Annotated in this window: 17 protein-coding genes and 1 pseudogene; 14 read left to right on the top strand and 4 right to left on the bottom strand. The window is 71.3% G+C overall.

From position 1 onward, the window contains the following. Positions 1-2: 2 nt before the first annotated feature. The 3 genes and pseudogenes from AOK23_RS28380 to AOK23_RS28370 form a co-directional block, all read left to right on the top strand. The gene (locus AOK23_RS28380) at positions 3-1,442 is read left to right on the top strand and encodes an NAD(P)/FAD-dependent oxidoreductase (RefSeq protein WP_055715466.1); all 1,440 of its coding nucleotides are present in this window, start codon (positions 3-5) and stop codon (positions 1,440-1,442) included. Between the two features lie 82 nt (positions 1,443-1,524). After that, complete coding sequence (locus AOK23_RS28375; RefSeq protein ID WP_055715465.1) at positions 1,525-2,046, top strand: hypothetical protein; 522 nt, start codon at positions 1,525-1,527, stop codon at positions 2,044-2,046. Positions 2,047-2,082: 36 nt separating this feature from the next. Then, positions 2,083-2,886, top strand: a pseudogene (locus tag AOK23_RS28370) (IS630 family transposase); the annotation flags it as partial. A gap of 335 nt (positions 2,887-3,221) precedes the next feature. On the opposite strand, the gene AOK23_RS28365 reads toward AOK23_RS28370, so the two are convergent. Together AOK23_RS28365 and AOK23_RS28360 are read right to left on the bottom strand one after the other, a co-directional pair. Further along, positions 3,222-6,170 (bottom strand): tetratricopeptide repeat protein, encoded by a 2,949-nt coding sequence (locus AOK23_RS28365; RefSeq protein ID WP_055715464.1) that lies wholly within the window; start codon positions 6,168-6,170, stop codon positions 3,222-3,224. Positions 6,171-6,180: 10 nt separating this feature from the next. Further along, positions 6,181-8,415, bottom strand: a complete 2,235-nt coding sequence (locus tag AOK23_RS28360; protein ID WP_055715463.1) for an ATP-binding protein — start codon at positions 8,413-8,415, stop codon at positions 6,181-6,183. Between the two features lie 276 nt (positions 8,416-8,691). Here AOK23_RS28360 and AOK23_RS28355 point away from each other — a divergent pair, with 276 nt between their 5' ends. From AOK23_RS28355 to dcd, 9 genes are all read left to right on the top strand, one after another. Then, positions 8,692-9,348 carry a dTMP kinase gene (locus AOK23_RS28355; protein ID WP_055715462.1) on the top strand — a complete coding sequence of 219 codons (657 nt, stop codon included), beginning with the start codon at positions 8,692-8,694 and terminating at the stop codon, positions 9,346-9,348. Continuing rightward, positions 9,345-10,829: a nucleotidyltransferase family protein gene (locus tag AOK23_RS28350; RefSeq protein WP_055715461.1), complete on the top strand. Its 1,485-nt coding sequence runs from the start codon at positions 9,345-9,347 to the stop codon at positions 10,827-10,829. The genes AOK23_RS28355 and AOK23_RS28350 overlap by 4 nt, the downstream gene beginning before the upstream one ends. Continuing rightward, complete coding sequence (locus tag AOK23_RS28345; protein WP_079049748.1) at positions 10,822-12,021, top strand: aminotransferase class V-fold PLP-dependent enzyme; 1,200 nt, start codon at positions 10,822-10,824, stop codon at positions 12,019-12,021. The genes AOK23_RS28350 and AOK23_RS28345 overlap by 8 nt, the downstream gene beginning before the upstream one ends. Next, positions 12,018-12,581: an adenylyltransferase/cytidyltransferase family protein gene (locus AOK23_RS28340; protein WP_055715459.1), complete on the top strand. Its 564-nt coding sequence runs from the start codon at positions 12,018-12,020 to the stop codon at positions 12,579-12,581. Before AOK23_RS28345 ends, AOK23_RS28340 begins: the two co-directional genes overlap by 4 nt. Next, entirely contained in the window at positions 12,578-13,264 is a 687-nt protein-coding gene (locus AOK23_RS28335) for a class I SAM-dependent methyltransferase (protein ID WP_055715458.1), read from the top strand. Before AOK23_RS28340 ends, AOK23_RS28335 begins: the two co-directional genes overlap by 4 nt. A gap of 9 nt (positions 13,265-13,273) precedes the next feature. Further along, positions 13,274-13,810: an NUDIX hydrolase gene (locus tag AOK23_RS28330; protein ID WP_055715457.1), complete on the top strand. Its 537-nt coding sequence runs from the start codon at positions 13,274-13,276 to the stop codon at positions 13,808-13,810. A 39-nt stretch (positions 13,811-13,849) separates the two neighbouring features. Continuing rightward, a complete protein-coding gene (locus AOK23_RS28325; protein WP_055715456.1) occupies positions 13,850-14,641 on the top strand; it encodes a hypothetical protein in 792 nt (263 codons plus the stop codon). Between the two features lie 61 nt (positions 14,642-14,702). Then, on the top strand, positions 14,703-16,673 hold the full coding sequence (locus AOK23_RS28320; RefSeq protein WP_055715455.1) for a PEP/pyruvate-binding domain-containing protein: 1,971 nt from the start codon (positions 14,703-14,705) through the stop codon (positions 16,671-16,673). Next, positions 16,670-17,287, top strand: coding sequence for a dCTP deaminase (gene dcd, locus AOK23_RS28315; protein WP_055715454.1), 618 nt, complete (start codon positions 16,670-16,672; stop codon positions 17,285-17,287). Before AOK23_RS28320 ends, dcd begins: the two co-directional genes overlap by 4 nt. Positions 17,288-17,782: 495 nt before the next feature. Here dcd and AOK23_RS28310 read toward each other — a convergent pair whose 3' ends face one another. Then, the gene (locus tag AOK23_RS28310; protein ID WP_055715453.1) at positions 17,783-17,983 is read right to left on the bottom strand and encodes a hypothetical protein; all 201 of its coding nucleotides are present in this window, start codon (positions 17,981-17,983) and stop codon (positions 17,783-17,785) included. Positions 17,984-18,057: 74 nt separating this feature from the next. On the opposite strand from AOK23_RS28310, the gene AOK23_RS51520 reads away from it, so the two are divergent. Beyond that, on the top strand, positions 18,058-18,180 hold the full coding sequence (locus tag AOK23_RS51520; RefSeq protein WP_276205764.1) for a hypothetical protein: 123 nt from the start codon (positions 18,058-18,060) through the stop codon (positions 18,178-18,180). A gap of 146 nt (positions 18,181-18,326) precedes the next feature. Here AOK23_RS51520 and AOK23_RS28305 read toward each other — a convergent pair whose 3' ends face one another. Next, a complete protein-coding gene (locus tag AOK23_RS28305; protein WP_055715452.1) occupies positions 18,327-21,968 on the bottom strand; it encodes a CHAT domain-containing tetratricopeptide repeat protein in 3,642 nt (1,213 codons plus the stop codon). Between the two features lie 142 nt (positions 21,969-22,110). Between AOK23_RS28305 and AOK23_RS28300 the strand changes: the two genes are divergently transcribed. Then, a partial coding sequence (locus AOK23_RS28300; protein ID WP_055715451.1) for an SEFIR domain-containing protein occupies positions 22,111-23,359 on the top strand: 1,249 nt, incomplete at its 3' end.

Genomic DNA, 23,359 nt, shown 5'->3' with positions numbered 1-23,359 from the left:
TCATGAGCACCGAGCACACGGTCATCATCGGGGCGGGCATGGCGGGGCTGCTGACGGCAGCGGTGATCGGGGCAACCGGCCGCTCGGTCACCGTCCTCGAACAGGACCAGGACCAGGGGCAGGGGCAGGGGCAGGGGCAGGAGCAGGGGCACGGAGCGCCCGTGCCACGCGGCGGTGTACCGCAGGGCCGTCAGCCCCATGTCCTGCTCCACCGCGGGCTGTCGGCGATCGAGGAGCTTCTTCCCGGGCTGCGTGGGCAGTTGGTGGACGCGGGCGGAGTGCCGTTGGACACGGGCGACCTGGCATGGCTGGGCGAACGCGGATGGGCGCCGTTCGGCACACCCGCGCTCGAACTTGTCTCCGCGACCCGCCCGCTGGTCGAGCACCTGGTCCGGCGGCGTGTGGCGGAGCTGCCCGGGGTGGAGCTGCGTGGCGGCACGCGGGTGCGGGGCCTGAGCCGCGGCGCGACCACGACCGGCGGCGGCTGGCTCATCGAGTGCTTCGACGGACCGCCCGTTCGGGCCGACCTCGTCGTCGATGCCTCCGGGCGCAGCTCCCGACTGCCCGACTGGCTGACGCAGTTGCGCATAGGGGCGCCCGCGAGCACCGCCGTCGACGCCGGATTCGGCTACGCGGGACGGGTCTACGCCGCCCCGCCCGACCACCTCGGCCGGGTCGCGGGCATCGTCATGCTTCCGGTTCCGGGCACACCGGCCGGTGGTGTGGCGCTACCGGTCGAAGGCGGACGCTGGATGGTGGCGGCGGTAGGCGCCGGAGACCACCGGCCGCCTCGCGACCCGGCCGGTTTCGACGCCTTCCTGAACCGGCTGCGGGACCCGGCGCTCGCCGACTTCACCCGCAGCGCCCGCCCGATCGGCGACATCACGGTCCACCGCCGCACCCACAATGTACGGCGTCGCTACGAACGTCTGACGCACTGGCCGGACGGGCTCCTCGTCGTGGGTGACGCCTTGTGCGCCTTCAACCCGGTCTACGGTCAGGGGATCACCGTCGCCGCCACCCAGGCACTGCTCCTGCGGCAGACGCTGGCCGCGGGCGTGCGGCCGGGATGGGAGCGGCGGCTGATGCGTCGGCTGCACCGAGCGGCGGACCTCCCGTGGGCCATCGCGACCGGAGAGGACCTACGCCATACCGGCGGCGGCCCGGCATCCGGCCTCGACGCGCTGTTCGGCCGATGGTCGGGGGAAGTGGACCGGCTCGCCGCACACGGAAACCTGAGGGCACAGCGCGCCCTGGACCGCGTCTACCACCTCGTCGGCTCCCCTGCGGGCCTGCTCCACCCGGCGCTGCTCGCCGCCGCCGTCCGGGGACGCCTCCTCGGACTGCCCACACCGGTCCCCCGACCACCACTCACCACCGGCTCCGCACAGCGGTACGAGACGGACACCGAGCGGCATCCCGCGTACCCACCACCGTCATGACGGCCTTGGGCTGCCCGGCCCGCGCGCCGTGTCTCAACAAAGAACTGAGGGCGTGTGTCGGAAGTGTTCTAGGTTGGCTGACGTGAGTGGGTGGGGGCGGAGTTATCGATATGTCGGACCGGTCGAGCTGAAGGCTACGGTCCGGCCTGGTGACGGCGGACGTCGGATCGGCTCGGCGACTGATTTCGTTGGCTGGATCGTGGAGCAATCGGCTGCGGAGCTGGCCGAACCGTTCACCTACGTGGTCGGTATGGACGGTGCGCTTCGGCTGGCGCCGCGACGAAGCGAGCACGTGGCCTGTGCCGACGCAGACATGGTTCTGAGTGCCGGCGAGATCAGCTTCACGCGCGAGGCAGACCGGTGGACCGTGAGCGAGGTGAGCAACCAGTCCACCGGGTACTGCCCGGATGTCAGCTCCTGGGTGGAGGTCGCCCGTGCTCTGGACGCTGTAGAGCTCCGGCGGCCTTCCGGCTTCACCCACGAGGTTGTATTCCGGCGGTGCCCCGACTGCGAGGAGCACAACATCGTGCGTGAGAACGACTTCGTCTGCGTCTTCTGCGGCAGCGATCTGCCTGCGGCCTGGAACGTGGACCCCACCGCGTGACGGCCGAGAGTCACAGCCACTCGTTGATGGCACCGGCTGGGGATCACTGCGGACACGGTCCGCACCTGGCGGCGGCGTTTCCTCGAACGCGGTCTGGACGGCCTGTCCGACGAACCCCGGCCCGGTGTCCCGCGGAAGATCACCGACGCGGATGTCGAGCGGGTCATCGTCAAAACGCTGGAGGAGAAACCGAAGAACGCCACCCACTGGTCGACCAGGTCGATGGCGGCGGCCACGGGAATGTCGCAGTCGGCCATCTCCCGGATCTGGCGGGCGTTCGCCCTGGCCCCGCACCGGTCACAGACGTTCAAGCTGTCCACCGACCCGCTGTTCATCGACAAGGTCAGAGACGTCGTGGGCCTCTACCTCGACCCGCCGGAGAAAGCCCTGGTCCTCTGCGTGGACGAGAAGTCGCAGATCCAGGCCCTGGACCGGTCCCAGCCCGTGCTGCCGATGGTGCCCGGCATCCCCGAACGCCGCAGCCACGACTACGTCCGGGCCGGCACCACCACCCTGTTCGCCGCCCTGGAGGTCGCCACCGGCAAGGTGATCGGCTCCCTTCACCGGCGCCACCGGGCCGTCGAATTCAAGAAGTTCCTGACCAAGCTCGACAAGGAAGTCCCCGCCGACCACCGCTCCGTCCAAGCCCTGGAACGCGACATCCACGACTGGCTCGCCGACTGGAACGACAACCCGCGCCCCTTCGTCTGGACGTAGACCGCCGGCGAGATCCTCGACAAAGTCACGGCGTACTGCCGACGAATCTCCGGCTCAGGTCACCAGCGCCACGGATCGGGATGCGCCGCGACGGCCATCCGGGCTGCCTGTAGGGACGCTTGAAGTCTGCCGTTCGGCAGGAGCGGGCCCCAGCCTGCTCATCGCCTCCTCCTCCCCGCCTGCCGACATGCGCTCGACCATCTCGCGTCCCCTGCGGATGAAGTCCTTCTCCTGAGCATCTGACACCTTCAGCCACCCCAAAGACTCAGGGACGACCGATGCCGCTTCCTCGACAGAGGCACCCCGCTCAGGCTTTGGCCAGTACTCGGCAAGCTCATCAGCACCGCCAGCAAGGACGTCTGAGAGGAAGCGTTCCCCAGCTACGACCATGATCAATACTTCGGGCTCTCCCCCAACGCCCGCCACGGTAGGCGTTCTCACCACAAGTCGATGAAGGTTCATCCTTCTCCCGGCCGCTCCACCGCCGCGTCGACCAACTCCTCGATCCACCGGTACAGGAAGGTCGCGGTCCGGGTGAGGGGGTGGTCACGTCCGAGCTCCCGTGCCAGACCCGCTTCGGTGTCCTCCGCAACAGCGAGGGCGACGTCGCGCTGCCCGTCCATCTGGTCCATCAGGGCAGTGGCGTGCGCCAGCCAGAGCTGCGTCATCAGCGCCCGCACCTCGTCGTCCTCGCCGCTGTCCACCATCAATTCCTGCGCAGAGCAGGCCAGTTCGAAAACCTCGATCCTTCGGTCCATGTCGTCGGCCTCCAGGCGGACACCGCCGGACGCCACCCCGTGCGGCAGCTTCTGCACAGGCTCCATCCGAGGCGTCGGCAGGGGCAGACCCTCGTCACCGGCCGGGCCGTCTGCGGCTGTCCCGCGGCGACAGGCGACGAGGCAGTGGCGCAGGGTCGTGACCGTCGCCGGGTGGGACGGCCCTTGGAGATCGAGCCTCCACCGGTACACCTCGCGGAAGCCCTCCTCTTCGAGGCCCGGACCGGCCGTGCCGTCGTGGTCGGCCGACGCGGCGACCAGGCGGTTCTCCAGCGCGTCTAGGGTGTCGCCGTGTTGCTCCCCGTACAGGTCCCGGCGTAGCCGGTACGCCCGGTCGAACCAGTCGGCCGCCTCCGCGCGGTGCCCGAGCGCGTACGCGGTGGTGCCCATGCCGTTCAGCGCGTCCGCGTACTGCGGGTGCCTGGTGCCCAGCACCCGGGCCGTGCGGGCGAGCAAGGATGTGCGCAGCCGCAAGGCCAACGCGTGGCGGCCCTCCAGCGATGCGGCGACCGAGGCATTGGCCAGTGCCAACAGGGTGTCCGGGTGTAGCGCGCTGTTCCTGCGGGACCTCGCCCTGTACACCTGCCCGAACACCCGCCATGCCGTGCGGTACTCACCGCGGTCGAGCTGTGTCACTCCGACGTTGTTGAGCGCCGTCAGGGTATCGGGGTGGTGCGGTCCTAGAAGGGCGGCGAGCCCTTCGTACGCCTGGTGCTTGAGACGCACCGCCGTGTCGTGGTCTCCGCACATCCCGTGGGCGACCGCCAGTCCGGCCAGCACGCGCAGGGTGGTGATGTCGGACGGGCCGAGAGCCGCGACGCACCCGTCGTGGAGCAGGCGCAGGAGTCCGAGCCCGGTCACGGGGTCACCGCTCTCGGAACGCACCCGGCCCGCCTCGTTCAGGAGGTGCTGATCGTCTCGCTCCGCCAGCGCGACGGCGACCGTCCGCACGTGCGGAAGCGCCTCGAAGGTCCTGAACCGGGCGGCGGCGCCCGCCGCAGGTCCTTGCAGCCTCTCCCCGAGCACCCGGACGGCGGCCCGGCGAACGCGTTCGCGCGCAGTGTCATCATGGTCGGCGAGCCGGACGGTTCGGCTGACGAGCGCATGCACACTCAGGCTCCCCGTGCCGTCGGGGCGGGCCAGCGCCAGCCGCTCGGCCTCGGCGAGACCGCGACGGACCGACTCCCGGAACTCCTGTCGGTCCCGCCCCTCCCTGTCCGACTCCCCGAGGATGTCCGCGAGCAAGTCCGGCGAGAACAGCGTCGGCGCGAGCAGGGACGCCAGCCGCATGACAGTCAGGCCCTCAGGCGTCAGCCGGTCGATCCCGCGCAGCAAGGTGGCACAGATGCTGACACCGTGGGCCGTCGGCAGTTGGACGCCGAGCCGCTCCGCGGTCTCCAGGACGTCCGGGCTCGGCTCCTCGAAGGAGGCGAGGAGACCGGCGAAGCCGCCGGTCTCCGGCAGCGCGACGAGTTCCGCTGCGACGGCCATCGCCAGTGGATGGCGCCCCAGAGCTTGCGCCAGCCTCCGGCGTGCCTGGCGCTCCGCACCGGGGGACGGCGACAGCCTGCTCGACAGCAACGTCAGGGAGTCCAGCTCGCCCAGCTCCCCGACGTCGATGCACAACCCCTGACCTCCGGGTCCCGGGGCGCGGGACGTCACGAGCGTCCTACCCAGCGCCGTCGGAGCGACCAGGGTGCGGAAAACGGCCGTGTCCACACCGGCTGGCAAGTCGTCCAGGATCCACAGGTAAGGCATGCCGGTGGCGGCCAGACGCGTGCTCAGCGCCGCACGCGCCGCCGCCGCGGGGGCATCGGGTCCGACGAGTTCCAGACGGCGGGCGATGGCCATGATCCGATCGCCCACCAGGGCGGCCACCCGCAGCGGATCCCGGGAGCTGTCAGGGTGGGAGCCGAGCCCCCCGAGGACGAACACGCCGCCCGGATGGTCTTCGGCGAACAGCCGCCCGTACTGTTCCGCGAGCATCGTCTTGCCGATGCCGCCGCCCCCTACCAGGAACACCACGGGCGGGAGGTCGCTGCCCGCCCCGTCGTCGCCGTCGAAGGCGTCCCGGATCTGCCACAGCTCCTGTAGCCGGCCGCGGAAGTGCCGGCTACCGACGGCCGGTTCCGGATACCAGGACGGCACCGGCGGTTCGGGGGCGTCGCCGAAGGTCCGGTGGTCCATACCGTCGACCAGCCGGTGCACGGAGTCCGACACGTCGGCCAGTGCGGCCGTCACGGCGGGTAGCCGCAGGCACTTCAGCCGGGAGGACAGCACCTGCGAGAACCTCATGCCGCGGACGACCGCCATCACCCGCCGGGTCTGCCCGGACAGGTGGTAGGAGCGGGTCAGCGCCGTGTACATCTCCCAGCGGCAGTACTGGCTCTCCGGGAAACTGGGCGTGTAGAGCGCCACCAGGGTCCGTGAGCCGTCGAGGGCGGCGCGGATGACGGTCGGGATGTCGTCGTAGTCCCGCATGCCGGTGACGTCCCTGAAGACCGACAGGCCGCGGGCCTCCAGCAGTTCCTGGAATCGCACCGCCAGGTCGATGTCTTCCCAGGCGTAACTGAGGAACACGTCGTACCTGTGCCCGGAACGCGCCGGGCCCTCCGCTCCCGCCGAACCCACGGCCGCCCCCTCATCCGTCCTGGCGCTTCCGGTCGGTGCGTGACATCGCGCCGGACAACTCCTTCGCTGCCAGGGCAAGATGGTGCCGTGCCCTCGCCTCCTCGTGGCGGCTGCCGCACGTGCGGCTGACGACCACGGCACGCTCCAGCCATTCGGCGCCCTCCCGCGGCCGGCCGCTGCGCAGGTATGCCTCGCCGAGGCAGTTCAGTGCCATGGCCGTATCCAGCTGCAGGCCCAGGTCGTCCAGCGTGGCGAGCGCAGTCTTCAAATGCCCGATGGCGGCGTCGAACTGGCGCAGCTCCACCTCGGTCAGGCCGATGCCGCGCAGTGTGATGGCGACGTTACGGCGGGCGCCGCTGCGTGTGTAGTAGGCCAGTGCCGTGCTGAACTCCCGCAGGGCCTCGAAGTGTTCGCCCCGGTAGAAGTGCACCCAGGCTCGGTTGCCGACGGCGTTGGCCGCACCGTGTTCGTCGCCGATGCCGTGGAAGATGCGGTGGGCGCGCTCGTAGTGCGCGGCGGCGCCGTCGAGGTCACCGGTCTCGATCAGGGCCAGGCCGAGATTGTTCGCGGTGACCGCCTCGGCGGCGGGATCGGCGAGGCGGTGCGCGGCGAGCAGGGCCTCACGGTGGCTGGCGACCCAGGCGTCCCAGCGCTTGGTGAGGAAGAAGAAGTCCCGCAGGACGTAAGCCAGTCGCCAGCACTCGGCGTCCATGCCGAGCCGGGCGCTCTCCCGGACCAGGGCCACGACGGTCTCCTGCTCCGCGGCGAACCACGCCAGCGACTCGTCATGTCCGGCGACCGGCGGCAGCAGCGCGGCGGTAACGTCCAAGCCGTCGGTGACCGGGAGACGGTAGCGGTGCGGTGCCAGCATGCGACCCATGGCGTCGGCCGCAGCGACGTAGTGCCCGGCCAGTCGTGCGGTCACCGCCGCCCGGGTGCCCTGCACGAATGTGCGGTCCGCGACCTGCCGGGCGAACACCCGCAGCAGATCGTGTAGGCGGAAGCGGCCGGGACGGATCCGCAGTAGCAGATGGGCGTCGGCCAGCCGGTTCAGTGCCCGCTCCGCGGCGGGTAGGTCCCAGTCGGCCATGACGGCGGCCGACGCGGGGTCGCAGTCGTCGCCCGGAAACAGGCCTAGCAGCGCGAACAGGTGCTGCTCGGAGGGGCCAAGCGCGTCGAAGGAGACGGTGAGCGGCGCGACCACACTGCGCTCCCCGTCGTCCAGTTCGGCTAGTCCCCAACGCCTGTCGGCCAGCCGCAGCGCGAAGTCCGCTACCGTCCGTGGTCCGCCGGGTCGGCACCGGGTGGCCGCGATGCGCAGCGCGAGCGGCAGCCGGCCGCACAGTTCAACGACGTCGCGCACGCCCGGCGGGAGCGGGCCGTCGCCGGAAGTGCCCCGGTCGCCCGTGCCGATCCCGGAGATGCTGGTGAACAGTGCTTCCGCGTCGAGAGCAGGCAGCGGGCCCAGCGGGACGTGGTGGCCCTCGTCCAGTGAGGGCAGGGCACTCCGGCTGGTCACGAGGACGGGGCAGCCCGGTTCACGCGGCAGCAGCGGCCTGATCTGGTGGGAATCGACGGCGTTGTCCAGGACCACCAGAGCCCGTCGGCCGGTCATGGCCCCCCGGTAGACAGCGGCCCGGTCCTCCACGTGGTGGGGAATGGCCTCGGCGGGCATGCCCAGCATCCGCAGCAACCGGTCCAGGGCGTCCCCGACCGTGACAACGGGCAGGTCCTGCGAGTAGCCGTGCAGGTCAAGGTAGAGACAGCCGTCGGCGAAGTGGTCCTCCGCCCGGTGGGCGATCCGCAGCGCCAGTGCCGTCTTGCCCACTCCGGCCATCCCGGTGATCGCACACAGTACCGTCCCGGCACGCTGGCGGGGGCCGGCATCCAGGACGAGCGACTCGATCAACTTCGTCTCGTGCTCGCGGCCGACGAAGTACCTGCTCGGCTCGGGCAGGGCGTAGCACTGTCTGGGGATCTGGCGGACCGCGTCCTCGGACGCCGTCGGGGCCGGGGGCAGGTCGTCGGGGCCGAGCACGTCGCCGCAGAGGCGCGCGAGCTCGGCGCTCGGTAAGGCCAGTCCCCTCTCGACCTTGCTGAGGTAGCCCTTGCTGTAGTGCACGAGGCGGGAGAGGTCGGCCAGGGACAGCCCTGCGGCTGTCCGCCGTCGGCGCAGCGAGAGACCGAACCCGGCTCCCGCGCCTTGGCCGGTCCTGTCCCTTCCGTACGGGTCCCGCCCGGTCATGCCGCACGTGCTCCTGCCCGGACCATCGGCGTGCCGCTCGCGGCGGATCGCCGCCGCTGTCCCTCGCGCTCCCCGCTTCCGGGTGACGGAGGGTTGCACAACTCCCCCGTCATCGTCCGGGTTTCCGCCCGCTGAGCTGCGGTGATCCGGCCGCCGGTGTTTCCACGGGTTTCCTGTGGTGGGAAACCTGTCGGCAGTGCGCCGCCGCAGGGCGCATGGTGGGTGCCGTCCGGTCGGCAGCGCGCGGGATCGAGCGTGTGAGGGCGAGGAGAAGACATGGATAGTGGCACCAGAGGGCTCTTCATCGTGCTGCTCGGGATCGATGGAAGCGGCAAGACCAGTCTCCTCTCCGCGCTGCGCGGCGGCACGTTCGCCACCGTCGGCTGGCGCGACCTCCGCAACCACGACTTACCCGCCGTCATGGCGCCGGACGCACCCAGCGCCATCAAGGACCGGCTCTCCGACGTGGCGCGCGCGATGTTCGTCGGGGGGCACATTGTGGCCCAGTACGAGTACTTGGTGCGACCGGAGGTCGTCGAAGGCAGGCACGTTCTGCTGGACTCGTACTGGTACAAGGTGCTGGCGAAGGAGCGTTCCCTCGGCCGCCTGAGCCCGGCGCTCGACGAATTGCGCCAACTACTCCCGGTGCCCGACGCGGTGGTGTTGCTCGACGTTGACCCGCGCACGGCCTGGGCGCGCAGGGGCGGGACCTGCGCGCCGTACGAGCGGTTCGACGATCCGGGCGGCCAGGCGCCTGGCTTCGTCCGTTTCCAGGAGTGCCTGCTCGCGCAGTGGGAGATCGACTTGAGCGGTCATCCGGCGGTGTACCGACTCGACGGCGAGCGGCCCTTCGACGAGGTGCTCACGTCGCTGCGGGACACCCTGGAGCTCTGTGCCGTGCCGCGCCTGCCCGCATTGGAGGCACTGTCATGAGCGGGCGGGCGACGGGTGGCAACCGGTTCGCGTCGTCTCTGCTCGACACCTGGGCGACGATGTTCGTCGACCCAGAGCGGACGGAGCGTGCGGCGGCGGGACTTCACCGGTTGGAGAGCCGACGCAGGGCGGTCGGAGACGTCCTGCGGGTACACAAGGCCGTTCCCCAGTTCCAGTACGGGCTGGACCAGTTGGCGGTCTCGGGCCCCGAAGCCCACCGTGCACGGGCCGCCGCTGCCAAGTCCTGGTATGCCGCCGAGGCTGGCCGTCTCGCGGAGCATCTGCAGCTGCTGCGCTCGGAGTTGGCCTGGCTCGCCGGACAGCCGGAGGTGGCGGGCGCCGGCCTGGCTGTCATCAAGGGCTTCAACAACGCCCGCTTCTACCGGGATCCGGCACCTCGCTGGAGCCGTGACGTCGACGTGTACGTCCCCGACTGGGACGCCTGCCTCGCCGTGGTCCGGCTGCTGCGCGAGCGGGGCTACGTCTTCGACGAGGAGGAATGCCCCTGGTTCAAGGCGGAATTCGAGCGCGGAAGGGCCGAGTACGGCCAACTCTTCCTGGTCCGCACGGAGGACGGCCGGTTCTCCCGGGTGGACATCCACTTCGGCACCTACTCGGTGGGAGCCGGGGACTACCTCGACTTCCCGCTGACCGACTTCTACGAGCCGGTCGCACCGGATCTCGGCTACCAGGGGGTCAATCCCACCGGGACCCTGCTGGTGATGTTCGCCCACGCCCTGTCCGACGGGTACGTGTCGGTCAAGGACGTCAACGACACCGTATCGCTGGCCCTGACGCGGGACGATGTGGACTTCGGCCGCCTCGCACGGGAGATCCGGCGGCACTCGCTGGAGCCGCAGGCGCTGCTGCTCGCCGACCACCTGACCAGGCTCTACCGCGATTCACGCATCGTCGGCTTCGCGCAGGTTCTGCGCCGCGCGGCGGCCGGCGGGCGTAGCTCGCCGCTCTGGCGCATGCACGACCGCAACTGGCACCGGCGCGCCGCCGTCAACGCGGTCCACGCGTACCGGTCGGCGCTGCGTCGGCGCCGGGGGCCGCTCGTCGCCGCCCGACGAGCCGGCCAGTGCGCCGTGTTCTACAACCGGCGGTTGTCCGTCACGCTCAGCGACCGCGCCCTGCCGCAGCGGCTGCTGGTGCGGCTGATGGCGCGGACCGACCTGACCCAATGGCGGCTGCGGTCGGATGCCTGCCCGACCATGATCCACACAGGTCACCCGGCCCTCACTGGGATCGCGCCGAACGGCTCGGACGTGGGGCTTCCGCGACTTGAGCCGACACCCGCCGCGGGGGTGCGGGTGGGCGGCGCGTTCCCCGACCGACAACTGGTGGCCATCGGTGACGACGTCTTCCTCTGCTCGTGGGACCAGGTGGTCAGCCGCCGGGACGCCGCGCTGGCGAAACACCTCGCGTCGGTGCAGGGCGCCGCAGCCCGACGGAAGGGCGAGTCAGCGGATGACTGAGCAAGCCGTGCACGACGACGGTTTCCGACCAGCGTCCGACACCCGCCGGTTCTTCGACTGGGCCTCAACCGCCCCGCTCTCCCGCGCCTGCGTTCGGGCGGTGACGGAATTCTCCACGGCGGCGGCCGCCCACCGCTCACCGCCGGACTTCCAGAGCGAACGGACGGCTGGTCTGGACGCGCTGCGGGAGCGCATCAGAGCGGTCTTCGGCGCCCGGCCGGACGCGGAGGTGGCACTCGTCCGCAGCGTCTCCGAGGCGTCCTCGGCCCTCGCCGGCGGGTTCACCGTGCCGCCGGGCGGCGAGGTGCTCGTCACCGCGGCTGACCACCCCGCGCACGCCGCGCCGTGGTGCCGGCTGGCGGGACGGCGCACCGACGTACGGCTGCGCACCCTGCCGTGCCTGCCCAGCGGGCTGGTCGACCTGGAGCACGCCGCCCTCCTGCTCTCGGAGCGCACGGCAGTGGTGGCCTGCACCCACCTGACACATCTCGACGGCGTGCTGCAACCGGTGGCCGAGCTCTCTTCCTTGGCACGCAAGTTGTCACCCGCCGTGGTGGTCGTGGACGCGGCACAATCGGTAGGCCGCGTCCCCGTGGACTTCCACGCCCTTGGGGTGGACGTCCTCCTCGCCTCGGGCCGCAAGGCGCTGCTTGGCCCCATGGGCGCCGGGTTCGTGATCGCCGTGCCCGGGGTTCTGGACACGCTCTCCCCGCTGCTGCTGTCCCCGCGCAACTGCGACGCTCGTACCGCGGCGGACGGCGCGTGGCTGCCGGGGCCCCGCGAGCGCGGAGGCCCGGCCGCCCTGGAGGGAAACCTGCCGGATCTCTCCGCGCTCCACGGCCTGCTGGCGTCCCTGTCCGCCTACCAGCGTGCAGGCCCGCAGCACCTGGCCTCGGTGTGCCGGACGGCGGCCGCCCACATGCTGGTCGCCGCCACGCACGCGGGTTTCCGCACGTTCGGCCCGGCGTCGGCCCCGGGAGAGTACGGCATCGTCCGGGTGCGCTCGCCCCACGTCGCGGACCACCGTGCCGTGAAGTCCCGCCTGCGCGCCCGGGGCTGGTCGGTCGCCGCGACCGAGGACTGGCTGCGCGTCAGCGTGCACGCCTGCACCGCGCCGGGCGACGTCGCCGCGCTGTTCGACAATCTGGCGCCGTTCGGTGCCCCCGGACCGACCTCACGGAGTGCGCCGTGAACGCGCGATGGACCGTGGTCCACGGACGCTTCCAGCCCTTCCACCTCGGACACCTCGAATACGTCGCCCTCGCCGCGCGCAGGAGCCGGTACGTCATCGTGGGTATCACCAACCCCGCCCTGGGTCGGCTCGCCGAGGAGCGGACCTCGGCCCACCGGCACACCAGGGACGCGAATCCCTACACCTACTTCGAACGAGCCGAGATGGTCACAGGCTCTCTGCCGGAGGCGGTGCCGACCGCCCTGTGCACCGTGCGGGTCGTGCCGTTCGACGTCTCGGACCCCGGTACGTGGGACGACTACCTGCCCCGCGGCTGCCTCCATCTGGTCACCCTCAACGAGCCCTGGGACGAGGAGAAGTACCGGCGTTTCAAGGCCGCCGGGTACGCCGTCTCCGCGGTGCCCGGAAATCCGCGCCGGGTGACCGCGACCGAGGTGCGCCGTCGCATGGCCGCCGGAGAGGACTGGCGCGCGCTGGTGCCCCGCGGCACCGCCCGTGTCATCGACGGACTGACCGCCGACGTGTCGCGTGAGGGAGCCGCACCGACGCAGTCACCGTGAGCAGTACCAGCAAGCCCGTACGCACGTTCCCCCTGGAGATCACCGAACCGATGACTGCCACCTTCTGGAACACCAAGCACCGCTCGTATCGGGGCACCGACTGGATCCGTACCCCTACCTACTTCGCACAGGAGGTCGTCGGCCGCTTCCCGGCCGGCTCGGCGGTCCTGGACGCCGGCTGCGGGCAGGGACAGGACAGCACCTATTTCGCCGCGGCCGGGCACCGGGTGACGGCGATGGACCACTCGGACTTCGCCCTCGCCCAGTTCCCCGAGGAGGCCCTGTCCGCGTCGGTCCGACGCGTCACCGCCTCCCTGGCGGACTTCCCGCACCCCTTCGACGACGGGTCCTTCGACGTCGTGTACGCACACCTCAGCGTCCACTACTTCGACCTGCCCACGAGCCGGGAGATCATGACCGAGTTCCGGCGGGTACTGCGCCCCGGCGGCCTGCTGTGCGTCATGGTCAACTCCGTCGACGACCCCGAGCACGGCGAGGGCAGACAACTCGGCCCTGACTACTACGAGCTCGAACCGGGTGACGTCAAGCGGTACTTCAGCCGACGCACACTCTACGACCTCACCTCCGACCTGTTCGTGCCCTATGTGCTGGAACAACACGGCCGCACCCTCAAGGACCCCCACCAGTCCTTCGTCCGGCTCGTCGCCGAACGGAATGAGTGAGGAGGAGCCATGACCGACATGCCCACCCCGACCATCAACACGTCGGACGTCAGGACCACTGCGTTCGGCGACTGGATCTCCGTGGACTCCCGGACCGTCCAACTGGCCGGAAGCCAGAGCATGGAGACCCACGTCGTGCGGTTTCCTGCCATCGCCCTGATCGTCGCGCTCGACGGCGACGATCTCGTACTGATCCGCCAGTTCCGCTTCCCGCCGCAGTCGTGGGTGATCGAGGCCCCGGCCGGCCGGGTGGAGCCCCGCGAGGACCCGGCGCGGACAGCTGTCCGGGAACTGCGCGAGGAGACCGGATTCCAAGCCGGTCAGGTCGAGTTGGTCGGCACCCTACGGATCAGTCCGCACCTGTCCGACGAGACGACCTACGTCTACGCGGCCACCGGGCTGGTGCCGGGTCCCGCGCACCCCGACAAGGGCGAGTTCATCCAGCGCTTCATGGTGCCGCGCGGCAACGTGCGCGCGATGGTGCGCGAGGGCCGGATCGTCGACGCCAAGACCATCGCCGCCCTCGCCGTGTGCGACGTGATCTGAGTCAGAAGAACGCACGCCGGAACAGGAGTTGTGACGCACATGGGATTCCTTCCTCGGATCGCGAGAGCAGTCCGCGCACGACGGTATCCCGACGCGTACACGGGGTGCCTGCTCGCCATCCTGGTCACCGTGCTCGAGGTCGTCTCCGGATTCACGCAGAACCGGAAGTGGATCGACGTCCTCTTCTCCGCGACCGTCGTCCTGCTGCTCGGCCTGATCGCGCTCGCCACGGCCGACATCCGGATCCGGCAGAACACCGTGCTGAACGGCGCCCGCGGCGGTCTGCTGTTCACCGGCCGCTCCCAACTCCCGGCACTGGGGACGCAACTGCAGGGAGCCCACCGGACCGTCGAGATCTACGGGCTGCAACTGGGCCACGTCGTCCACCACATGCTGCCCACCATCGCCGACCGGGCGCTGTCCGACTGCCACTTCAGACTTGCCCTGCTCAGTCCCGTCGACGCCAACGGCGACAAGGTGCCATGGATCGGTGACATGGGGGCGGTGCACGGCTTCCCGAACCTGGAGGACGTGCTGCGCGCAAACCTGGCACACCTGCGGCACTGGCACGAGGGCCTGACCCCCAAACAGCGGCGCAACATCGAGATACGCGCCTACCCCGTCATCCCGACCGCGTCGGTGATCCTCTTCGACGTGAAAAAGCACTCGGGGTACGCGCACGTGGAGCCGATACTCCACACCCTCCCCCCGATGGAACGGCCGACCTTCTGGATCACCGAGAAGGACGACTTCAAGCTGTTCCACCTGCTCGTCGACCACTACCAGGAGCTCTGGCAGCAGGCGATCGCCCTGCCCGACCTCGCCCTCTGATCCTGGCCAGCTCACCTCTCCTCCGGACGACAGACCGGAGCGGGACCACGAAAGGTGCTTCATGGACATCCCCGCCCTGAGTTCCCTACGCGCGGCCGACAGCCGCCGTGTCGGCGGCAAGGCCGCCGGACTGGGCGAACTCCTCGCGATCGGACTACCCGTCCCTCCAGGATTCGTGCTGCCTGGCGATGCGCTGTCCCCTCTCCTCTCCGACCGGGGCGGGCTGGCGCGGCTGCTCGCGTCGCTGGTGGACGAACACGGCCTGCGCCGGCCGTTCGCCGTCCGTTCCTCGGCCGCCGCGGAGGACGGCGCGAACGCCTCCTACGCGGGGCAGTTCGTATCTGAACTGGGCGTCGGGGTCGAGGATCTGGCGGCGGCCGTGGAGCGCTGCGCGCTCTCCGGCGGATCGGACCGTGCGGCTTACTACACCGGGCGAATGGAAGCCGACGAGTCAGGGGGCGGGACGGAGGTCGCCGGCGGGTTCGGCGCGGCAGTCGGCGAGCGCGGCCCCATCTCGGTGATCGTGCAGGAGCAGGTGCCGGCCGACCTGTCCGGTGTGCTGTTCACCGCCGACCCGGTGACCGGGGACCGCGAGAGCTACCTGCTGGACGTGGTTCCGGGGGCGGGAAGCGCGTTGGTCGGCGGTGAGACCGAGCCCCTCTCCGTCCGGCTCTCGGGTGACGGTATGCGGACGGTCAACCGGCCCGACTGGTGCGACGCCGCGCTGGAGACCCGCGTGCTGGGGCTGATCGCGGAGATCCGGAGCCTGGGGAAGGCGGTCACCGACCACCGGGCGGTGCCACAGGACATCGAACTGTGCGTCACTGCCGACAATGCAGTGATCCCGGTGCAGGCTCGTCCGATCACTGCGTTGCCCGCACCGGCACACCGGGACTTCGCCCTCCGCTTCATCCCGGTGGCGTCGGCCGACCGGGCCGAACTGGGCGGCCTGACCGGCCTGGACAAGGTACGGCTGCGGCTGATCGCCGAGGAGAACGACCTGGCGGTGGGTCGGGCCTGGATCGTCCGGGCCCGACCCACCGCCGACTCCGCAGGAGCGGAGGCCTCCCCGCTGCCCGAGGCCCTGCGCGACGCCTCTCAGATCAGCTTCGTCCTCCAAGACCCGGCCAGACTGTCCGGTTCGATCGTCCGCCGCTTCAGCGCTGCCGCCACCAGGCGCGAGGACCTCGACGGCATCGTGCAACTGGTGGGCGCCGCCCACGACGAGTTCGCGCTGATCGCCACGGAGGTACGGTCGGCTGTCCAGTCCGGGGTGGCACGCAGGTTCGGCGACCGCGTCCTCGTGGAGATCGGATTCGGGGCCTTCGTGCCCAAGGGGGTCGTGACCACCTCGCAGTACGTGTGCACCCTCGACGGCAAGGTGGTTCAGCGCGAACTCACCCTCCAGGAACGGGCGTTCGTCATTGAGGAAGGTCAGCCCAGGAGTGTCGTGGTCGGCAGGACGCCGGAGCTGTCCGACCTGCAGATCGAGGAGGTTTGCCGGGCCGTCGCGGTGGCGGGCGCGTACTACCAGCAGCCCTCGGTGGAGTTCGGTATCACCTCGGACGACTCGTTCTTCCTCATCGATTTCGTCGACGAGGACACGGAGGGAGGCGGCCCGGAAGCGCTCAACGTCATCGCTCCCGGCCGGGTCAGCGGGCGGGTGATCCGAATCGACGACGATCATGACCTGCTGATGGAGTCCCTCGACTTCCACTTCCACACCGACCGGACCGACGCGGCAGGCGGCCGGCCGGCGGACGACCCCGTCGTGGTATTGGCCCGACTGCCGTACCTCTCGCTCGAACGGTTCATCCGGGGCCGCGACCCCAGGTCCGTCGGGTTCGTCTTCCGCAACTGCTCCTACCTCAGCCATCTGTCGATCGTGCTGCGAGAACTGGGCATCCCCGCGCTGGTGGACGCGGAGGCGTTCGACACGCTCGCCGCGGACTCCGTGGTCCTGCTTGACACCGCCTCGCAGACCGTGGGGCCAGTCGCGCCGCGGCAGGCCGGGCAGGGGCAGACGCTGTGATCCTTTCCGACCAGGACATCCTCAGTGCCGTCCGGTGCGGCGACATCGGCATCACGCCGTTCGACGAGCGGCTGGTCAAGCGCAACAGCTATCTGCTGCGGCTGGCGGGGCCCTTCCGGCGCATCGAGGGTGACGAGGTTCTCGACACCGCGGACCCGGAGAGTTTCGCCCGGTGCGAGGGCGTCATCGAAGCCGGTGACAGCGTGGTGCTCACGCCGGACGCCCTCGTGCTGGCCGGCACCCATGAACGCGTCAGCCTCGCGCCTTCGTTGGTCGGCCTGCTCTCCGGCATCTCCAACGTCGCCCGGCTCGGCGTCCAGGTGCACGCCACGTCCCAGCTCGTCAACGCGGGCTTCGCTCACGGCGCTCCCTCGCGCCTCGTCTTCGAGCTGTCGACGGTCGGCGGCCGCCGGGTGCGGTTGTACGCCGGAACTCCAGTCTGTCACCTCGTCTTCGCCCGGCTCTCGGCCCCGGCGACGGCACGGCACCCCAGCGGCAGAACCGGCCAGCTCGGCACCGCCCCAAGCCGGCTATTGGACCAGTTCGGCCACTTCTACGCGCGGGGGGTGGCAGGTGCCGTGGCTGCTTGCACACCACTGGCTGAACCTTTCTGACACGGACCGTGCGCTTCAGGCGGGCGGATATCAGCCGGTCAGCCGCTTCGCGACGCCCTACACGACCGGCCCGGCAACACAGACGTGCGGCAGGGCGACGTCGGCGCCTACCGCACCGAACCGCAGGAACTCACGCATCGCGAGCCAGGCAGTCCGCTCGTCTCCGGGGACGAGGCGTGATGGCGCGCGACGGAGTGCAGCAGGGCCGCCGCCTTCTCTTGCGGCGTCGGGTAGAGCTCGATCCCGAACATGTCGGTCCCCGGCCGTTCGACGGCCAATCGGCACAACGCGAAGGCACAGGTAGCGTGGTCGATCCCGCCAGTGAGCTGCCGTGTATCTCGCCCGCGTTGCCGGGCCGTCCTTCTGGACGAGCGTGGCCTGCCAGGTGATGGAGGCCATGGCGTCCGGAGTGATCTGGTACTCGCGGCCGTTGGCGTTCATCACCAGGACCTCGCCGGGAAACCGTGGCCAGCGGACCTGCCACCCGTGCTCGTCCTACTTCCGCGGATTGTCCTTGACCAGCCGTTGCATGGCGCACGCGAGGAACAGGTCAAGCGCGCCGGTGGCGACCCGTTCGTCGAGACGACCACGTTCGCCCACCAAGCCTGGGTGCTGTACCAGCGCCGCAGCCACGCGGAAGCCGTCACCGAACAGCACACCGTCCTCGCGTTCCGGCAGGGCAACGGCCTGCCGCAACCTTGCCATCGCCCTGCGCGACGCGGCGGCGATGGAACGAACCGCCGGCCGCGGGCAGGCCGCCAGGCCCACACTTGGCCGAGGCGCTGGCCCTGTCCACCACGCGGGAAATGCACCTGGACGCGGCGAAGGCGCCGAACGTGGAGGGCGAGTTCGCGGCTCGGGGCGGCCGGCCCCGGGAGGCCACCGTCACGTAGTCCGCGCCCTGGAGGCCGCGCGCGATGCAGCAACTCCTACGAACGGGCCCGCTCCCTGGACTCGGCCCGGTGGCAGTTCACCGCGCGGCGAGCGATGCGGAAGGCGGTCGGCGTCGCCGCCGACGCGGGCCGCGGTGTCCCCCTCCTCACGTCCCCCAGTGGACATGGCCGGCCCAGTGCAGCGGGGACCCCGGCATGATGTCCCGCACCGACCGGGCCGCGGCCGAGACCGCCGCGGCGGCACGCCAGGTCTCCAGCGTGCTCCCCGGCCCCCGCAAGGCTTCGTAACAGCGGGTCGCGACCGTCGCCGCGTGCACGTCGCTCACCGGCCACAGCGTGCCGATCACGTGGGAGAAGCCGGCCAGTTGGAACGCCGACGTGATGTGCACGAACTCGTCGGCCAGCCGGGGCGCCGCCTTTGTGGTGGCACAGGCGGACAGGTAGCAGAGTGCGCCCGCCGGGTTCGACACGCCGGCGATCTCACGGACCGTCAGTGGCCGTTCCCGGTGGTCGCAGAGCACGAGCCTGCTCCGAGACGGCACTCGGGGGTCGGCGACGGCGTGGCAGGCGAAGTGGACGGTGCGGCGTGCCTCCAGGGCGGTCAGCACGGCGTCGTGCCTGGCGTCGGCCGCGCTCAGCACCGTGCAGTCGGGCAACAGCGCCCGCAGCGCCTCGGTCTCCCGCTCCGCCCCCGGCAGCGGAGGCGCGTCGGGGGGCTCGGCCACCGACACCAGCAGCAGGGCATCCACCGCGTCTGCGTCCGGGCCGGCCTCCCTGTCGAGGCCGCTGCCAGCGTCCGGAGCGGCGCCTCTCCGCGCGTAGTCGAGGGCGCGCAGCGTCGGCGTGTACGAACTGGTTGTCCGGTCCATGACGGTACGTCCCGACCGCTGGCGGTGGTACCCGGCAGCGTGCAGCGGCAGCATCGTGAACACCCCGACCGGACACCACCACAGCCTGTCGGCGACCGTACCGTCCTCGCCCCTACCGTCCGCGACCCCAACGCCTCCGTCCGCCCCGTCCGTGTCCGCAAGCGCCGTAAGCACCGGCTCCGCCACGGTGTCCCACAGCCACTCCAGCACCCGGTTCATCTCCCGGTGGGCACGCAGCCGTTCGCCGTATCCAGCAGCCGTCGAGGCCACGCGTACGGCGGTGTCGAACGCCTCGGCTTGGTGCGCCGCGGCCGCCGCATTGGCGCCGTCGCAAGGCACATGCCGGGGCGCCCCCGAACCGGCCGGCAGGATCACCGCGCCGCCCGCTTCTTCGGCCGCGTACACGTACACCAACGGGCCGTCCGCGGACATGCGGTGCGGTTCGGCGGGAGGCCCGGGGTCCAGGAAGTCCTGCATCCCGTCCTGCTCCCGGATCCGGGCGAGCAGGGCGTTCCACTTCTCGTCCAGCCGGGCCCGTCGGGTGGCTGCGGCGGCGGCCCGGGACCCGTCGGGGGTGTACAGGTCGACGCCCGGTCCGGCGTCGGCGTCATACTCCCGCCGCAACCGCGTGAACTCCGTGGCCAGTTCGGGCGCGACGGCGGTGAGCGCCTCCAGGTCCGCCGACCGTTCCAGAATCGACTCGGTCAGCAGCACACCCCGCGCCCGCTCCAACAGCCCGACGCCGTAGGCCACCCGGCCGACCGCCACCGCCGTCGACACGACCTGCGCCGCGAGGCCGCCGACCCGCCCCAGCGCGTGGTCGCGGTCAGGCCTGTCCAGGGCGCGCCCGGCCAGCCGGGGCAGCAGGGACACGGCGGTCTCCAGCACTGGTAGGGCGGCCCCCGGATCGCCACGCTGCGCGACGATCCTGGCCTCTTCGCGCAGCGCCCAGATCCGCAGCACGACCGGGGCGCCTGGGCTGCGGGACGCCTCCGCGTAGACCTCGGCCGCCTCGGCGAGCGTCCGGTCGTCGCCCGTCCGGGAGGCGAGCGTGGACATGGCGAGCCCCAGATTGGCGAGCACCGAGGACCGGTTGCCGTGGCCGGACGGCAGAGCGGCCAGCGCCCGGCGCCCTGCCGTGACCGCGTCGTGCAGGGCCGTCACCGCCCCGGAGGCGTCGTACTGGGCGCGCAACACGATCATCAGGTTGGACAGCCGGCCGGGCAGGTCGGGGTTGCCCTCCTCAGTGGCGTCGGCCACCTCGGTCATCACGCGCACCGCCTCGCGCAGGCTGTCGTCGTCCCCGGCAGCCCCGCGCAGCCGCAGCAGCAACCCGAGCGTGCTCAGGACGGCGGGACGGTCCGGGTCGGTGTCGGGCGTACGGGCTGCGGCCTCCCGGCACACCGCGATGCCCCGCTCGACCTGCGCGAGGTCGCCCGTCCGCTCCGCCGCGCCGCGCAGCACGATCCCGAGGTTCGCCAGTCGGCCGGCCCGGTCGGGATGAGCGTCCGGAGTCGACGCCACCGCGTCGGCGCCCCGGGCCACTGCCTGCTCCAGCAGGGCGGTGTCCCCCGTCGCCTGGTACGACATGTGCAGCGAAAGGCTCAGATTGGCGAGGGCCGCCACCCGGTGGGCCGGGTTCAGCGGCCCGGTGAGCGACACCCGGCCGACGGCGACGGCCTCGGCGAGGAGGTCGAGGTCACCGGTCACCTCGGCGCGGGAGCGCAGCACCAGTCCCAGCCCCGAGAGCAGGGCGGACCGGACCGGCGGTGCGGTACCCCGCGCCGCGCAGGCGTCCCGCAGCAGGGTCTCCGCCTCGGCCAGCGCCTCCGTGTCACCCAGCGCCTCGTAGCGGGCGAGCAGACACATGGCGAGGTTGCCGGCCGGGTGGCATCGCGCAGGGTCGCGGGGCCCGAAGCGGCCCAGGGCCATGCGGCAAGCCGCCACGGCCTCCCGGAGAACGTCGGCGTCGCGGGTACGGGTGTGCAGCGCGCTCAGCGCGGCGGCGTGGTTGGTCCAGATCCTGGGGTCTGACTGCGGCCCGGCTGGGCCCGGAGCCACCGACGCCCGGGTCATCGCCAGTGCCTCATGGAGCAGCCCGACGTCCCCGGTGCGCGTGTAACAGACGTGCGGCACGTCGGCGAGGAAGCTCAGCCTGCCGGGCAGCTCCGGAGCGTCATCGGGCGTCTCAGAGACGGCCTGACGCATGACGGCCAGAGCCCCGTCCAGCAGGCGCCGCCCCGGCCGGTGCGCCCCCGAAGCGGCCAGCGCCTGGGCGAGATTGGCGAGCCGTCCCGCTCGGGCGGGATCGGAGCGGGGGGTCAGCTTCACGGCCTTGCGGCAACAGGCCAACCCCTCGCTCAGGATGTGGGCCCCACCGGTGTGGTCGGCCAGCATCAGCAGCGCGGCACCCAGGTTGGCGAGCGCGGTGGCGCGCTCCCCGGCGTCTGCCTGTGTCGCCGCCTCTGATTTCGCCTCCGCGCTCGTCTCCGCCAGCGATTGGCGCAGGAGGTCTACGGCCTGGTGGAGCCTGGCGAGATCGCCATCGGCCCGGTAGGCGTCCAGAAGATCGAACACCGACTCCGGTGCGGGTGAGCGGGAGAGCGCGGGATGCCGGCGAAGTGGTTCGGGCACCAGATCCGGCGTGCTCTCGCACAGCGGGGCGAGCAGGGCGACCGCCTGCGCCAGTTCATCCGGATCGCGGTTCAGGACAAGGTGCCGGAGCCAGTGCAGGACGCCCAGGGCGCTACGGGATTCGAGATCGGCCTCCAGATCGGTCGCGGCGGCGAGAGCGGCCAGCTCGGCGTCCGCCTCCGGACAGGTCAACAGGTCGGGATCCCGGGTCTCGCCGAACCTGGCGATGCGCTGTCTGACCGCCATCAACAGACGTTGCCCCGCGACCGCGTCCTCCTCGTTCACGGTGCCCCGCCCTTCCGTCGCCGAACCATCCCTGGTCAACAGCCCTTCCGAACAGTGCTGTTGACGGTCGCCGGGGCGTCCGGAACCGGCGGAACGACCGTGGCATGATATGTCACCCGTGCGCCCGCTCCAGGAGCAGCCGATGACCGACCGTGTTCCCGAGGCCGACGGTGTCCCCGCGGCCGATGTCGCCCTGCTGCTGTCGGACGGCGCGGGCAGATGGCTCGACGCCGAGCCGGCCGACATCCCCCTCGGCGCCGTTCGCGTCGGAGCCCGGCAGATCCATCCGGTGCTGCCACCCCCGCCCGCGTTCCCCGGGCACGACGCCTACCTCGTGCGGTTCCCTTACGAGTTGCTGCTGGAGCCGGACGTGCCGGGCCCGCTCTGGTTCGAGGTCGCCTTCCGGCTGTCCTGCGCCGACGGATCGGCGGTGGTGGTGACGGACGCTGTGCCCCGTACGGTGCTGGCGCAGCAGGCGCCGTCCCGCGTGGTCCTCGACGAGCTGCTCAACTTCACGGCTGCCGAGCCCGGAGAGCCTGGAGCGTTCGCCCTGCCCGAGGCCCTGCCCGTGGTCGACGTCTTCGGCATCGGCGGTTCGACACCCCGCTGGCGTCACAGCACGAAACAAACCGACGGCGTGCGGCCCGGCTCCTACTCAGGGTGGGTCGCGATACTGGTGCCCGAGGGCTGCGACGCCGTCGACGTCGTGTGCTCGGCTCGCTTCGACCTCGGTCCGGACGACGCGATGGGGTGTCTGCCCGGCGCCCTCCCCACGTCTTTCACGCTCCGTCTCGACGCAGCGCGGGCCGCCACCGTCGCTGCGCCGCGGACAGCGCGGGAGTCCGCCCTGCCGCCGACGCCCACCCGACCGGCCGTACCCGCGCCGACAACGGTCCCCGTGGTCACAATCAGGGCCGACGCCCAGGCCGTGGTCGAGGGCGGGCTCGGGGCCGAAGCCGAAGACAGGGGTGAGGCCGGGCTCGGGAGCGATGCCAGAGTCGGGGCCAGGCCCGGGGGCAATGCCGCGGGTGGGGGCGGCGCCCACTCCGGAGTCCGGCGTCCCGTCGGCGTGCCGCGGGTATTCGTGTCCTACGCCCACGACGACGAACCGCACGTCGAACAGGTGCGTCTCTTCGCCGACTTCCTCGCCCGGGACTGCGGGCTCGACGTCGTCCTGGACCGCTGGGACACCGACCGGCGGCGCGACTGGTACCTATGGGCCGCGGAACAGGTGCGGGAGGCCGACTTCGTCCTCGTGGTGGCCTCGCCGATGTGCCGCAAGGTCGGGGACGGACAGATCGACAACACGCGGCACCGCGGACTTCAGTCCGAACTCGCCCTGATCCGCGAGAACCTCCACGCAGACCGGGCTGCGTGGAGGTTCTCGCGGA

This window comes from Streptomyces torulosus (assembly GCF_001419765.1).
GTDB classification, from domain to species: Bacteria; Actinomycetota; Actinomycetes; order Streptomycetales; family Streptomycetaceae; genus Streptomyces; species Streptomyces torulosus.
Note: the sequence above shows the minus strand (reverse complement) of the source record. Positions and strands in the feature narration are given on the sequence as shown.

Bases quoted from the DNA above. Each gene is read 5' to 3' on its own strand.
- AOK23_RS28380 (WP_055715466.1), top strand. From the start codon at position 3: ATGAGCACCGAGCACACGGTCATCATCGGGGCGGGCATGGCGGGGCTG.
- AOK23_RS28360 (WP_055715463.1), bottom strand. From the start codon at position 8,415: ATGACCGGGCGGGACCCGTACGGAAGGGACAGGACCGGCCAAGGCGCG.
- AOK23_RS28355 (WP_055715462.1), top strand. From the start codon at position 8,692: ATGGATAGTGGCACCAGAGGGCTCTTCATCGTGCTGCTCGGGATCGAT.
- AOK23_RS28350 (WP_055715461.1), top strand. From the start codon at position 9,345: ATGAGCGGGCGGGCGACGGGTGGCAACCGGTTCGCGTCGTCTCTGCTC.
- AOK23_RS28345 (WP_079049748.1), top strand. From the start codon at position 10,822: ATGACTGAGCAAGCCGTGCACGACGACGGTTTCCGACCAGCGTCCGAC.
- AOK23_RS28330 (WP_055715457.1), top strand. From the start codon at position 13,274: ATGACCGACATGCCCACCCCGACCATCAACACGTCGGACGTCAGGACC.
- AOK23_RS28325 (WP_055715456.1), top strand. From the start codon at position 13,850: ATGGGATTCCTTCCTCGGATCGCGAGAGCAGTCCGCGCACGACGGTAT.
- AOK23_RS28320 (WP_055715455.1), top strand. From the start codon at position 14,703: ATGGACATCCCCGCCCTGAGTTCCCTACGCGCGGCCGACAGCCGCCGT.